Annotated in this window: 12 protein-coding genes; 8 read left to right on the top strand and 4 right to left on the bottom strand. The window is 66.1% G+C overall.

Going from position 1 to position 11929, the window contains the following annotated elements; genetic code table 11:
* Positions 1-8 precede the first annotated feature (8 nt).
* Positions 9-1805 (top strand): stealth family protein, encoded by a 1797-nt coding sequence (locus BLS91_RS02620; protein WP_092338960.1) that lies wholly within the window; start codon positions 9-11, stop codon positions 1803-1805.
* Here the strand turns inward: BLS91_RS02620 and BLS91_RS02615 are convergent.
* The gene (locus tag BLS91_RS02615; RefSeq protein WP_092338958.1) at positions 1735-2673 is read right to left on the bottom strand and encodes a phosphodiesterase; all 939 of its coding nucleotides are present in this window, start codon (positions 2671-2673) and stop codon (positions 1735-1737) included. The two genes, BLS91_RS02620 and BLS91_RS02615, sit on opposite strands and share 71 nt — an antisense overlap.
* Positions 2674-2919: 246 nt before the next feature.
* On the opposite strand from BLS91_RS02615, the gene BLS91_RS02610 reads away from it, so the two are divergent.
* From BLS91_RS02610 to BLS91_RS02585, 6 genes are all read left to right on the top strand, one after another.
* The gene (locus BLS91_RS02610; RefSeq protein WP_092338957.1) at positions 2920-3147 is read left to right on the top strand and encodes a zinc-binding dehydrogenase; all 228 of its coding nucleotides are present in this window, start codon (positions 2920-2922) and stop codon (positions 3145-3147) included.
* Between the two features lie 80 nt (positions 3148-3227).
* A complete protein-coding gene (locus BLS91_RS02605; protein WP_140425708.1) occupies positions 3228-4133 on the top strand; it encodes a phosphatase PAP2 family protein in 906 nt (301 codons plus the stop codon).
* 69 nt (positions 4134-4202) lie between these two features.
* Entirely contained in the window at positions 4203-5408 is a 1206-nt protein-coding gene (locus BLS91_RS02600) for a type III polyketide synthase (RefSeq protein WP_092338953.1), read from the top strand.
* Complete coding sequence (locus tag BLS91_RS02595) at positions 5409-6107, top strand: class I SAM-dependent methyltransferase (RefSeq protein ID WP_092338951.1); 699 nt, start codon at positions 5409-5411, stop codon at positions 6105-6107.
* Positions 6107-7231 (top strand): FAD-dependent oxidoreductase, encoded by a 1125-nt coding sequence (locus BLS91_RS02590; protein ID WP_092338949.1) that lies wholly within the window; start codon positions 6107-6109, stop codon positions 7229-7231. Before BLS91_RS02595 ends, BLS91_RS02590 begins: the two co-directional genes overlap by 1 nt.
* Positions 7232-7257: 26 nt before the next feature.
* Positions 7258-8793 carry a DUF7059 domain-containing protein gene (locus tag BLS91_RS02585; RefSeq protein WP_092338948.1) on the top strand — a complete coding sequence of 512 codons (1536 nt, stop codon included), beginning with the start codon at positions 7258-7260 and terminating at the stop codon, positions 8791-8793.
* On the opposite strand, the gene BLS91_RS02580 is transcribed toward BLS91_RS02585, so the two are convergent.
* Genes BLS91_RS02580 through BLS91_RS02570 form a run of 3 tightly spaced genes read right to left on the bottom strand, consistent with a single transcriptional unit; the run spans position 8794 to position 10870 of the window.
* Positions 8794-9576: a hypothetical protein gene (locus BLS91_RS02580; protein ID WP_092338946.1), complete on the bottom strand. Its 783-nt coding sequence runs from the start codon at positions 9574-9576 to the stop codon at positions 8794-8796.
* Positions 9573-10502, bottom strand: a complete 930-nt coding sequence (locus tag BLS91_RS02575; RefSeq protein ID WP_092338944.1) for an ABC transporter ATP-binding protein — start codon at positions 10500-10502, stop codon at positions 9573-9575. The genes BLS91_RS02580 and BLS91_RS02575 overlap by 4 nt, the downstream gene beginning before the upstream one ends.
* Positions 10499-10870, bottom strand: coding sequence for a GntR family transcriptional regulator (locus tag BLS91_RS02570; protein WP_092338942.1), 372 nt, complete (start codon positions 10868-10870; stop codon positions 10499-10501). The genes BLS91_RS02575 and BLS91_RS02570 overlap by 4 nt, the downstream gene beginning before the upstream one ends.
* A gap of 145 nt (positions 10871-11015) precedes the next feature.
* On the opposite strand from BLS91_RS02570, the gene BLS91_RS02565 reads away from it, so the two are divergent.
* On the top strand, positions 11016-11813 hold the full coding sequence (locus BLS91_RS02565) for an SDR family oxidoreductase (RefSeq protein ID WP_092338940.1): 798 nt from the start codon (positions 11016-11018) through the stop codon (positions 11811-11813).
* Positions 11814-11929: the final 116 nt, after the last annotated feature.

Genomic DNA, 11929 nt, shown 5'->3' with positions numbered 1-11929 from the left:
GGAGGACCATGGCGACACGCAATATTCCGGACGCACAACCGGAGACTGGCGAGCAGGGGGACCCCGACTCGTTCGGCGGTGACATCTTCGACACCGACGCCTTTCGCCCCGACTCCGTGGGCTACGACTCCAGTGAACCCGAACCACCCACTAACACCGGCCTGATCCCGACTCTGTCGCTCAGCAGCGAGCCGGAGCTGGTGCTGATCACACCGGATGCCCGTACGCGCCGGTTCGACCGCGACGACCTCGTCGTGCGCAAGGGTGAGATCGCCCTCATCAACGGTCACTACACTCCGCACGAGTCCATGGTCAAGGACCTCGTGGCCGTGTACGACGCCCTCACCAACGCCGGCATCGACTTTCTACTCGTGCGCGGCGACCACAACCGTCCGGTCATCGCCGTCGACCGCAAGCGGCGCAAGGAAATCACCAAGGTCCTGACTGCGGCATTCGCCAACGAGCCGTTCTACGCCAAGCCGCTCGATGGCAACGTCAGCCAGCAGTTTCTGCTCGCCGATGGCGCCCTCATGACGCTGCGCAAGTCCTCCGTCTTTCGCGTCTACCGGCCGCGCATCGAACCGATCGGCCGCCTGCGCTACGGCGCCCAGACCGCGTTCCAGTTCGAGCTGTGGCGTTTCGGCGAAGATGAAATCATCGCCCCGGTCGAGAACGCGCTCATGCGCACCCGGCTGCCACGCTCCGAAGCCCGCGAAACCACGATCGACCTGTATGGACGCACCTGGCTGACCTTGCAGAACATGTTCGACGACCTGGCCAGCGACGTGTCCTTCGACATCGACCTGGTGTTCAGCTGGGTCGACGGTTCTAGCGACGAGTTTCAGCGGGAACGTGCCAAACGTATGAAGGCCTATGTCATCGGGGAGGGTGACGATTCCGACGCCCGTTTTCGCCAGATCGACGAGCTCAAGTACGCCCTGCGCAGCGTATACATGTTCGCACCCTGGATTCGCCGCATCTTCATCGCCACTGACTCACCGGTGCCGGAGTGGCTCTCCGAGCATCCTCGCGTCACCATCATGCGCAGCGAGGACTTCTTCGTCGACACGAGCGTGCTGCCCATTCACAACTCGCACGCCGTGGAAAGCCAGCTGCACCACATTCCCGGGCTGGCCGAGCACTTTCTCTACTCCAACGACGACATGTTCTTCGGTCGCCCGGTCGGTCCGGAGCTGTTCTTCTCACCCGGTGGGGTGACCAAGTTTGTGGAGGCAGCCACTCGGATCGGCCTCGGCGAGAACGATCCGACCCGCAGCGGGTTCGAGAACGCCGCTCGCGTGAACCGGGCGCTGCTGCGTGGGCGCTTCGGCAAGGTCACCACCCGGCACCTGGAGCACACGCCAGCTCCCATGCGCAAGAGTGTGCTGCTCGAGTTGGAACAGGAATTTCCCGAGGACTTCAGCCGCACCGCGGCGAGTCGTTTTCGTTCGGCGACCGACATCTCGGTCACCAACTCGCTGTACCACTATTACGCCTTGATGACCGGTCGTGCGGTCGCCCAAACTCAGGTGCGTTCGCTCTACATCGAGACGACACTACGCATCGCCCTGCGCCAGATGAATCACCTGCGCAAGCGTCGCGATCAGGACATGTTCTGCCTGAACGACGGCAGTCACCCGGAGATTTCCACCGAGGTGCGCCGCGCTGCGGTCACCGAATTTCTGGAGCTGTACTTTCCGATCGTGGCACCGTGGGAACGGGCCAGTGTTGCCACTATCGCAGAACTGGGATCGGTCGGGTCATTGGCGGCTCACGCAATGCAGGCAGAGTCTCCGACGGCGTGATCTCGACGCCGGAAGCGCGCAGACGACGTGCGCTTTCGGCGGCGTCGACGTAGTCGAGCGTTGGATAGTGGCCGAGCGGCACCACGGAGTGCAGCACGGTGCCCGGGTAGACGTGCACGAGGTTGAAGGCTCGTGCGCCGTCGCGACCCAGGGTGCCGCCCACCGGAACGTTCAGATCCTGGGTGTAGCAGGTGGCCGACGACACCGACACGGGGATACCGGCGAACATGGCCATGGACGAGTAGTGCAGGTGTCCGGCGATGATGCTGCGCACGTCAGTGCCGCGGAGCACGCTGGCGAGGCGATCTTGGTCGCGCAGCTCCACCGCGTTGGCCAGGTCGAGCACGCTCGGAATCGGCGGGTGGTGCATGGCCAGAATCGTGCCGTCGGGCGCCGGTACCCGCAGCTCGTCGGCGAGCCAGAGCAGCTGCTGGTCGCTCACCGCGCCGTGATGGTGACCGGGGACCGAGGTGTCGAGGGTGATCAGGCGCAGGCCGTTGAGGTCATAGGACCGGTCGATCGGGGCCTCGCTCGCGGCCTGGTCGAGCAACTCGGTGCGAAAAACCGAACGATTGTCGTGATTGCCCATCACCCAGATGACGCGTGCACCGAGCCTGGCAGCGGCCGGCTCGACGATCTTGCGCAGCAGCTCGTAGGCGCCCGGTTCGCCCTTGTCGGCGAGATCACCGGTGAAGACGATGGCCTCGGGGCGGGCCCCGGATGCCTCGACCTCGGCGAACAGCTCGGCCAGATGGGCTTCAGCGTTGACGCTGCCATAGAGCTTTGAGCCTCCCGCCAGCAGGTGGGTGTCGCTCAGGTGTAACAGGAAGTGGTCCGGCCGGGGGTACTCAGCCGTTCGAATGCTCACAGAGCGTCCATTCGTTTGTCGGGTGCACGCTCTTTCGGCATGCCCTCTCGGTGGTAGACACTATTCGATCAGAAGTTCTTGAACAACCGGTGTACGCCACGCATCAATCGTGCAGCAATTGGGGTAAATGGGCGAGACAATTCGTGGTCGGTCGGTGACATACGAGCGGGCCTCTAGGCTGAGGCATGGCTCGATACGTACGCATTGACGAATTTGGTGAGCCAGAGGTGTTGAGCATCGTGCACGATGAGCAGCCGCAGGCCGGGCGCGGTGAGGTACGGGTGCGCGGGCGTAACCGAGGTGGGCGGACAGTTCGCGGACATCAACGACCTCGAGGCGCTGGCCACACTGATTGCGCACGGTGAGATCGTGCTGCCGATCGACCGGGTGTTCCCGCTCGATCAGGTGCAGGACGCCTACCGCCACCTCATGGCGGGCCACCTGCACGGCAAAGTCGTTCTCGCTACCCGGTAGCGGGCCCCAGAAACCGCGTCTCCCAGAAACCGCGTCTCCCAGAAACCGCGTCTCCCAGAAACACTGTGGCATGCTTGACCGTGCGCAATTGGTCCCCTCGAAACTCCCTGAAGCAGGGTTCGCTCGGGTACGTCGCCGGGGCCGCGCTTACCACCGTGGCCTTCATCGGTCTCTACCTGTTCTTCGTGCGCAGCCACGCCGGCCAGGAAGCCGACCAGCTTGCCTATGACGGCGCCGAATTCGGCCGTCGCAGCATTACCTCGTTCACCGGTCGGATGCTGGACTCTGTTCCGGACATCGCCGTGGCATTCGGCGTGGTGCTGACCGCCGTCATCGCGCTCGTGCGCCGCAACTGGCGCACCCTCGTGGTTGCCCTGGTCGCGGCAGCGGCGGCGACTGCCTCGGCCCAACTGCTGAAGTATGGCATTCTGGCCCGTCCCGACCTCGCGGTCGAGGGCTACGCCGGAAACTCATTCCCGTCGGGGCATACGACGGTGGCGGCGGCATCCGCGCTGGTGGTCTTTCTGGTCGCGAGCCCGCGCATGCGCCCGATGGTCGCCGGGTGGGGCACCGCTTTCGCCGTGCTGGCCGGTGTGGCCACGCTTGCCAACCAGTGGCATCGGCCGAGCGACGTGATTGCAGCCCTGCTCTGGGTCGCATTCTGGGGGTGCCTCGCCGGGGCGGTGCTGGCCTGGCCGCGGGTAGGTGTCGTGCCGCAAACGGATGCTGCCGCCCCCAGCTCACGATGGCCAGCCTTTACCGGGCTGCGACAGTCGACGATTCGCGTGGTGCGCTGGCTGTCGATCGGGTGCGGGGCGATCTCCGCCGTGGCCTTCATCGTGACCCTCGTGCTGGACAGCAGCCTGTTCGAGCGCGTCGGTACGCTCGGCACCATCGTGGCCTACTTGGGCGGGGTTGCGGCCATCGTGACCGCCGGCCTGCTGCTCGCGCTGAGTGGAACTCGGCTGTTCGCTCGACTGCCCTAGATTCGCCAACGCCCTGAGATTCGGCCTCGGAGGGGTGTACTCAATCGAAACCACGTGCGAGACTAACTCATGGCCGTCACGTTGAGAGCGCTCCAGACCGTAGTTCCCCCGACGATTCTGATCCAGGAGCAGGTGCGCGACATTTTCGCCGCCCAGCCCGGACTCAGCCGACTGGCACAACGGCTGGTCAGCACTAGTTTCAACGTGTCGGGTATTGAAACCCGACATACCGTGATTGCCGAGCTCACCCTCGACAACGATTCGGCCGATCCGCAGTTCTTCGATGCGCGGCAGCAACTTCTGCTGGTGCCGAGTACCCGGGTGCGTAACGAGCTCTACATCACGGAAGCCACCAAACTCTTCGTCGAGGCTGGCCGCCGGGCGCTCGCCGCCTGCCCCGACATTCGCCCGGAAGATGTGACCCACGTCGTCACAGTCTCCTGCACCGGGTTCTACGCCCCCGGCCCCGACTACATGCTCGTGCGCGAACTCGGCTTGAATGCCAGCACCCAGCGCTACCACCTCGGATTCATGGGCTGCTACGCCTCCATGCCTGCCCTCCGCACCGCGAAGCAGTTCGTCGAGGCCGACCCGAATGCGGTCGTACTCGTGGTCAGCGCCGAACTCTGCTCGCTGCACCTGCGCACCTCGAGCGACCCGGACACCATCGTCGCCTCCTCGCTGTTCTCCGACGGCGCGGCCGCCGGTATCGTCAGCTCCCGGGCACCGCTGCCCGGCGAGAAAGCCCTCGGTCTCGACCTGTTCGAAACGGTCATCACCCCGGTCGGTGAGGGCGACATGGCCTGGAAAATCGGCGATGAGGGCTTCGAAATGATTCTGAGCACCTACGTTCCGCACATCATCGACGAACACATCGAGAGTGCCCTCGCGCCCCTGTTTGCCCGCGACGCGTCGATCACCCGGCAGCTCGTGGCCGTCCCTTGTGAGGCGGATGCAGCGGCCAGCGCGGCCCCGGTCCTCACCCTCGCGCCGCCGGCCACGCTGAGCTCGGTGATCGAGCACTGGGCGATCCACCCCGGTGGTCGGAGCATTCTCGACAAGACCGAGGCCAAACTCGGACTCCGCCCCGACCAGCTGCTGCCTTCGCGTGAGACGCTGCGCACCAACGGCAATATGAGCAGCGCGACCATTCTCTTCGTCATGAAGGCAATTCTCGACGGCCCAGCCACCGCCGACGGTGAACGGGTCTGCGCCATGGCGTTCGGCCCCGGTCTCACCGTGGAGTCCGGCCTGATGACCGTGATCGAGGGCTGAATGGCCCTTCCGTCACTGCGCGTGCGGGCGCATGGGGCCGTGGAGATCATGGATTCCCCGCTGTGCGACCCGGCCATGCTCACGCGCACGTACCAGAATTTTCAGGTGGTCAATGCGGTCGTGTCGGGCTGGCCGGGGATCTATCGCCGCAGCATCCGCCCGACTCTGTCCACCACGACCGAAACGACGCTGCTCGACGTCGGCTCCGGCGGTGGCGATGTCTCGCGATCGCTGGCCCGCTGGGCAGTGCGCGACGGACTGCGGCTCACCGTGACCGGCATCGATCCGGATGCCCGTGCGCACGTCTTCGCGACCAGCCAGCCGAAGATCGCCGGCCTCTCGTTTCGCCGGGCGCTCAGCTCCGACCTCGTCGCAGAGGGCGCGCGCTTCGACTTCGTGGTGTCCAATCACGTGCTGCACCATCTGAGCGTGGACGAGCTGAAGGGGCTGCTCGTGGACTCGGAGGATCTCGCTCGCGTGCGCGTGCTGCACGCCGATCTGGAGCGTTCCAACTACGCGTACCTCGGGTTCGCGGCGGCGACCTGGCCGTTCTTTCGGCATTCCTATATTCGCCCGGACGGGCTCACTTCGATTCAACGCAGCTACACGGCCGTCGAGCTGCGGGCGGCGGTGCCCGCTGGGTGGACGGTGTCGCGCGGCCTGCCGTCGCGGCTCGTGCTGGGCTGGGATGCGGCCTGATGCGTGACGTCGTCATCGTGGGTGGCGGCCCGGTCGGCACCATGCTCGCCTGCGTACTCGCCGTCGGCGGGCTCGACGTTGAGGTGCTGGAGCAGCGCGAGACGCCGTCCCTCCGGTCGCGGGCGATCGGCATTCACCCGCCGTCGCTGGCCGCCCTCGCCGCCATTGGCATCACCGACGCCCTGCTCGAGCGGGCCGTGCGCATTCGCACGGGAGAGGTGCGCTGCGATTCGCGCCGGCTCGGGCAGATGTCGTTCGAGAAGGTCGCGCCGGCGTATCCGTTCGTGGTCGCCCTGCCGCAATACGAGACGGAGGCCCTGCTGCGCGATCGGTTCGAGCAACTCCGCCCAGGCCTGTATCGCAGCGGCGTGACCGTGTCCGGGGTGCAAGACCGCGGTGACGCCCTGAAACTCACGACCGACGCCGGCCCGATCGATACCCGCTACGTGATCGGCGCGGACGGCGCGCGCAGCCGCGTGCGTCAGGCGGCAGGCATCGCCTGGCGGCAGCTCGGCCGCGGTGAAACGTATCTCATGGGTGACTTCGCCGATCCTGACCCGAGAGATACCGGCGCGGTGCTCTACTTCGAGCGCGGCGGCGTGGTCGAGTCGTTTCCGCTGCCCGGCGATCGGCGTCGGTGGGTGGCGATGACCGATTTTCTCGCAACGGATGCCGACAGCGCCGACTTCGCCGCGCTCATCCGTCACCGAACAGGAGTCAGCGTTGCCCAGCCGCTCGGGGCTGTCAGCGCCTTCGCCGTGCAGCAGCGGCTCGCGGGGAGCATGTGCACGGGCCGCGTGGTGCTGATCGGCGATGCGGCGCACCAGATCAGCCCGATCGGTGGGCAGGGCATGAACCTCGGCTGGCTCGACGCCGTGGCCCTCGCGCCGGCGGTGCAGCGAGCGCTGCTCGAACCGTCAGCGGCGGCATCCGTTTTGGCCCGCTACGACCGCACGCGCCGCCGCGCCGCCCGGCGAGCGGCCCTGCAAGCCGGATTCAACATGCAGATGGGCCGGCCAGCCCACGGTCTGCGACTCGGCGTTCGCAACGCCGTCGTGCGCGGTCTCACGCTGCCGCCGGCCAACGAACTGGTGGCCCGGGCGTTCACCATGCGTTGGTTGTGACCGCGCGCATCGAGTTGAATAGAACCGTGACTCCTGCAACTCTCGTTCCCCGCCTCCGCACCGACCTCGCGGCCGCTCATTTCTCGGTTCCTGGCCTGACCGGACTGTGGGGCATAGAAGCGGATGCCGCCCTCCGCCGCAACCAGCGGGTTCCGGCCCAGCGGGCGCTCGCCACGCTCGCCGTCAAACTGAGCCGGAATGAACCCGCCGCGACGCTGGCCCGGCTGTTTCTGCTCGGGGACGCGGTGCCGCGTGCCGATCTCGATGCCGCGCTGCCGACACTCGGGGCAGGCGGGGCTGAACGACTCGGGCTCGTGGCCGCCGTCGATACGCTCCTGCGCCCGCTCGTCGACCTCCGTCCGTACAGCTTCATCGACGCGCACGGGGCCGGCAGCTGGTGGATCGTGAGCGATCTGGGGGAGCTGGCGCTCGGGCATCCGCTCGGCGAAAGTCACGTTCTCGGCATCGGCGGCGCCTCGCGCACCCTGAGCGGGCTCATGATGCCGCGCGCGGTTGAGCGGGCGCTCGACATCGGCACCGGCTGCGGAATCCAGGCCATGCACGCTTCCCGGCACGCCGAGCATGTCGTCGCGACCGACATCTCGGTGCGTGCGCTCGAGCTCGCGGCGCTGAACGCCGAGCTCAACCAGATCGACAACATCGAGTTTCGGTTCGGCAGCCTGTTCGAGCCGGTGGCGGGGGAGCGGTTCGACCACATCATCTCGAACCCGCCGTTCGTGATCACCCCGCGGACCGAGGGAGTGCCGAGCTACGAGTACCGCGACGGCGGAATGGTCGGTGATGCCCTGGTCGAGGCTGTTGTGCGCGGCGCCGCCAACCACCTCACGCCCGGCGGAGTTGTTCAGCTGCTCGGAAACTGGGAATACTACGGTGAAACGGATGCCTTCGAGCGCCTTGAGCGCTGGCTCACGCCGGGTGCCCTCGACGCGTGGATCATCGAGCGCGAGGTGCAGACGCCGGGCGAGTATGCCGAGACCTGGATCCGCGACGGCGGCACCCGCCCCGGTCCCGATTTCGACCGGCTGTACAAGGCCTGGCTGAACGACTTCGAGGCGCGCGGAGTGGGTCGGGTCGGCTTCGGCTACCTGCTGCTGCGCCTGCCGGAAACCGCATCCACCCGGGGCACCGCTCCCGGCCTGCGTCGCCTCGAGCGCCTGCCCGATGCCCTGGGCCACAACCCGGCCGGGCTCGGCGCGCACCTCGCCGAGTGTCTCGCCGCGCACGACTGGCAGGCGGCAACGGATGATGCGCGCCTGTTGCGCACAAATCTCACCGTGGCCTCCGACGTCACCGAAGAGCGCCACTACTGGCCAGGACAGCAGGATCCGACGCTCATGACCCTGCACCAGGGCAGCGGATTCGGCCGCTCGTTGCCGCTCGACACCGCCCTGGCCGGGCTGGTCGGTGCCTGCGACGGTGAGCTCGCCGTCGGCGCCATCATCGGAGCCCTCGCCCAGCTGCTCGACGCGGACGAGCCAGCGCTGACCGCCGAGCTGCTGCCCAAGGTGCGCGCCCTTTTAGTCGATGGCTTCCTGAAGTAGCTAGTTCTTGGGGGTCGCGCGGCGCAGAGCCAGGAAGCCGCCGAATCCGGCGACCGCTGCGGGCAGAAGCAGCCAGGCGAAGATGCCGCCGATTCCCTGGGCGCCGAACCAGATAGCAACTGCCGGCCAGTTGCTCGTGAAGGTGATGATCGTGACCGCGCCGACGATGGCCAGGGCCAGCGAGCTCCAGAACACGAGCATGCCGGGCATGCGCCAGCGCATATAGATGGTCGCGATCGACGCCCCGATGAAGAACACGAGCAGCTGCATCACGAAGAACGAGAAAAGGTCAACCCAGAACCCGTCGATGCCGAGCCAGAGCGCGTTGAACATATAGGTGTCGATGAACCACCCCTCGGTCAGCTGTTCGAGCTGGGTCAGCAGGGCGAACGCGAGGGCGTTGGCGGCCGAGATCAGTAGGAACAGCAGCGCTGTTCCGAGGTAGAAGTCCCGGCGGGTGACGCCGAAACCGAGCGCGAGCGGAAACCCGAAGGAGATGGCCTGCACGCCCACGACAACCAGGTACCACTGCGGTGAGAGCACGGCCCAGCTGTAGCGCTGGCCCTCGATGGCGTCGGGGGTGCCGAGTCCGCCGGTCGTGAAACCGACGATCTGGGCGATGAAGATGGTGATCACGAAGGCCATGCCCACTATGAGCCACGGGATACCGATGTAGGTTCGGCGGTCGATGAGGTGCAACCGCACCACGTTCCAGATGCGGGCCGGCGCGCTCCGCGGGTGAACGGATGCCGCGGTGCCGGTCAGCGAATCGGTGACGGTCATGAGTGTGTGCTCCAGGCGTCGGTCTTGCTCTCGGTTTCATCAAGGGTTGCGCTGCCGGTGGTGCTCGTGGTGCGCTGCACGATCAGCTGCTGCAGCGACACGGGCGAGAGCTCGAGTCCGGCGGCGCGCGCGGCGGCCCGTTCGGCCTCGCCGAGGCCGGCCACGGTCACCGAGGCGAGCCCGCCGATACCATCTCGGGAAATAATGTCGCGGCCGGCAACGAAAGCGTCGACATCCGTTTTTTTGCCGACCACGGTGCTGGCTGAGCCGCGCAGCTGCTCGGCGTCCTGGTCCATGAGGATACGGCCCTCGTCGATCACGAGAACGTGCTCGAGCAGGTTGCTGACCTCGTCAATGAGGTGTGTCGAGAGCATGATGGTGCGCGGATACTCGGCGTAGTCCTCGAGCAGGCGATCGTAGAAGATCTGCCGCGCGACCGCATCGAGTCCAAGGTAGGGCTCATCGAAGAAGGTGAGCGGCGCGCGCGAGGCGAGCCCCACAATCACGCCGACCGCCGAGAGCTGACCACGGGAGAGTTTCTTGATCGGACGGTTGAGCGGCAGCCGAAAATCCTCCACCAGACGGGCGGCGAAGGCGTCGTCCCAGTTCGCGAAAAACCACGGAGCGCTCGCGAAGACGTGTTGGGGCCGAAAACTGTCCGGATATCTCTGGCTTTCCTTGATGAAACACAGCGACTGCAACACCCGCGCGTTCTCAACGGGGGAGGCGCCGAACACCTCGAGGGTGCCGCTGGTGGCGAACTGCTGTCCGGTGAGCAGCTGCATCAGGGTAGTCTTGCCGGCGCCGTTGCGGCCGAGCAGACCATAGATCTTGTTGCGTTCGACCGTGAAACTCACGTCGTCGATAGCGGTGAAGGCGCCGAACTTCTTGGTGAGGCCGGCGACGCGCACAGCGGTGTCAGTCATGAGTTACTGCCCTTTCTCGATTCAATGTTGATCATTCCGGCCACCTGTTTCGGGGTGATGCCGAGCTTGGCGGCTTCACTGAGCAGGGGGCCGACGAAGTTGGCCCGAAACTGTTCGGTGCGGGCGACGACCAGTCGTTGCCGAGCTCCGGTTGCTACAAACATTCCTATTCCTCGCCTCTTGTAGAGAATGCCGTCTTCGACCAGACGGTTGACGCCCTTGCCAGCGGTCGCCGGATTGATGCGGTGAAAGGCCGCGAATTCGTTGGTCGACGGAACGGATGTTTCTTCCTCAATGACGCCATCGATGATGTCGTTCTCGATCTGCTCCGCGATCTGCACGAAGATCGGTTTGCCCGCTTCGATCAAGGACTGCCTGCTTTCAGTGGATGCTGCTGCCCGATTCCCAGCCCCCGCCGGTTCACTGGTTAGTTGGTCATGTGACTAACTAACTACCTTGAGAGGAAAATGTCAACCGGCACAGTCTGCGGTGAGAGGGCACTAACCTGACGCCATGACTCCCGCAACCGCGCTCCCGGCCGCCTTCGACCTCGGCGGGCACACCGCACTCATCACCGGGGCGGGCAGCGCCACCGGTATCGGCTTCGCCGCAGCACGGATGCTGGGTGAACTCGGTTGCCGGGTGATCCTCACGGGCACGACGGCGCGGGTGCACGACCGTGCGCGCGAACTGACGGCACACGGACTCGATGCGAGCGGAATCGTCTGTGCCCTCGACTCGGCCGTCGGTGCCGAGGGACTGCGGGTGGCGCTCGCCGCGACCGGGAGCGAGCCGACGATTCTCGTGAACAACGCGGGCATGGTCGCGGTCGGCGACGCCGAGATGGGTCACGGAGATATCCTGACCAGTCCGGCCGAGTGGGAACACGGCCTCGCCATCAATCTGTCCACAGCATTTCATGCCACTCGCACGGTGATCGGGTTCATGCGCGCGGCCGGATGGGGTCGCATCGTGATGGTGTCGAGCGTGAGCGGGTCGATCATGGCCAGCCGCAATGATGTCGCCTACGCCGCAGCGAAGGCCGGGCTGGTCGGGCTGGTGCGGGCGCTCGCAGTGGACGAGGCCGAAGTGGGCATCACGGCGAACGCCGTCGCGCCCGGCTGGATCTCGACCGGTTCCCAGCTCACGAGCGAGGCTCTGGAGGGTGCGCTGGTTCCGGCCGGCCGAAGCGGCACGCCGGGGGAAGTCGCATCCGTCATCGCGTTTCTTGCCTCGCCAGGAGCCGCCTACGTGACCGGGCAGGTGATCGTCGTCGACGGCGGTAACTCCGTGGCCGAGGAGCGCCGGTAACCAGCGGCTCTCGAGAAGAAAATGTCAAGCGGCACGGTCTGCGGTAGTTTGGTCTCATGACTGGCGCCGTACTGAAGCACTGCGGGCGCGCGCCCGGGATCCGCCGTTCTAAAGCA

This window comes from Cryobacterium flavum (genome assembly GCF_900103805.1).
Classification (GTDB): domain Bacteria; phylum Actinomycetota; class Actinomycetes; order Actinomycetales; family Microbacteriaceae; genus Cryobacterium; species Cryobacterium flavum.
This window is presented reverse-complemented; position numbering and strand designations above follow the sequence as displayed.

Coding starts and splice junctions, on each gene's coding strand:
- BLS91_RS02565 (WP_092338940.1), top strand. CDS start 11,016: ATGACTCCCGCAACCGCGCTCCCGGCCGCCTTCGACCTCGGCGGGCAC.
- BLS91_RS02620 (WP_092338960.1), top strand. CDS start 9: ATGGCGACACGCAATATTCCGGACGCACAACCGGAGACTGGCGAGCAG.
- BLS91_RS02610 (WP_092338957.1), top strand. CDS start 2,920: ATGAGCAGCCGCAGGCCGGGCGCGGTGAGGTACGGGTGCGCGGGCGTA.
- BLS91_RS02575 (WP_092338944.1), bottom strand. CDS start 10,502: ATGACTGACACCGCTGTGCGCGTCGCCGGCCTCACCAAGAAGTTCGGC.
- BLS91_RS02580 (WP_092338946.1), bottom strand. CDS start 9,576: ATGACCGTCACCGATTCGCTGACCGGCACCGCGGCATCCGTTCACCCG.
- BLS91_RS02600 (WP_092338953.1), top strand. CDS start 4,203: ATGGCCGTCACGTTGAGAGCGCTCCAGACCGTAGTTCCCCCGACGATT.
- BLS91_RS02595 (WP_092338951.1), top strand. CDS start 5,409: ATGGCCCTTCCGTCACTGCGCGTGCGGGCGCATGGGGCCGTGGAGATC.
- BLS91_RS02590 (WP_092338949.1), top strand. CDS start 6,107: ATGCGTGACGTCGTCATCGTGGGTGGCGGCCCGGTCGGCACCATGCTC.